The organism is Saccharopolyspora sp. NPDC000995, from assembly GCF_053599315.1.
The window spans coordinates 1-856 of record NZ_JBSFLZ010000059.1 but is presented as its reverse complement, the minus strand read 5'-3'; the positions used below and the strand labels follow the sequence as shown (position 1 = coordinate 856).

The following is an 856-nucleotide window of genomic DNA, read 5'->3' as shown; positions in this document are numbered from 1 at the left end:
GTCATCACGACCACGGTCATCACGACGGAAACCGCCACGGTCATCACGACCACGGTCATCACGACGGAAACCGCCACGGTCATCACGGTGTCGGTCGTCACCGCGGTTGTCGAAGCCGCGACGGCCGCCCTGCGCGTCGAGCCGGCGGGGCCGGTCGTCGCGGCTGCGGTCGTCACGACCGTCATCGCGTCGATCGTCGCGGCGGAAGCGGTCCCTGTTGTCGGAGTCACGGCGGAAACCGCCGCGGTCGTCTCGGCGGAAGCCACCGCGGTCGTCGCGTTGACCGCCGGGGCGCCCGCCCTGGCCGCGGAACCGGTCGCGGCCGCCGCCGAAGTTGTCGCGGCCGCCCCGGTCGTCCCGGTTGCGGTCGTCTCGATCATTGCGGTTCCCGCGGTTGTCGCGGTCGCCGAAGCGGCGCGCACCACCGTCGCGGTCCCGGCGGGGACCGCCGAAAGAACCGCCGCGACCGAAGTTTCCGCGGCCGCCTTGGCCGCCGCGGCCGGCACCGGCCCCACGGCGGGAGTCGCCGCGTCTGTCGTCGGAACCGGACACCGAACCTCCTGAAGCAGAAAAAGAACTGAAGCCCCAACAGCGTAGTCCCACCTGGTGGCGGGTCGCGGGGGGTGGCACCCCCGATGTGAACGGGGACAACTCGTGTGGACCGTGCGGCGTTCGAATCGACACCTCGACGAGTGCCTGGACGAAAAACAAGAGGCCGACCGGAAATCCGTCCCTCCAAGGACGGGTCCGGTCGGCCCCTTTCAAATATTGTGTCGGCGGTGTCTTACTCTCCCACACCCTGTCGAGTGCAGTACCATCAGCGCTGGGGAGCTTAGCTTCCGGGTTCGGAATGGGA

Annotated in this window: 1 rRNA gene and 1 pseudogene; one reads left to right on the top strand and one right to left on the bottom strand. The window is 69.2% G+C overall.

The annotated features are described in order from the left end of the window. Positions 1 to 564, top strand: a pseudogene (locus tag ACWDKQ_RS19835) (hypothetical protein); the annotation flags it as partial. A gap of 207 nt (positions 565 to 771) precedes the next feature. Here the strand turns inward: ACWDKQ_RS19835 and rrf are convergent. Beyond that, a 5S ribosomal RNA gene (gene rrf / locus ACWDKQ_RS19830) occupies positions 772 to 856 on the bottom strand; the annotation flags it as partial.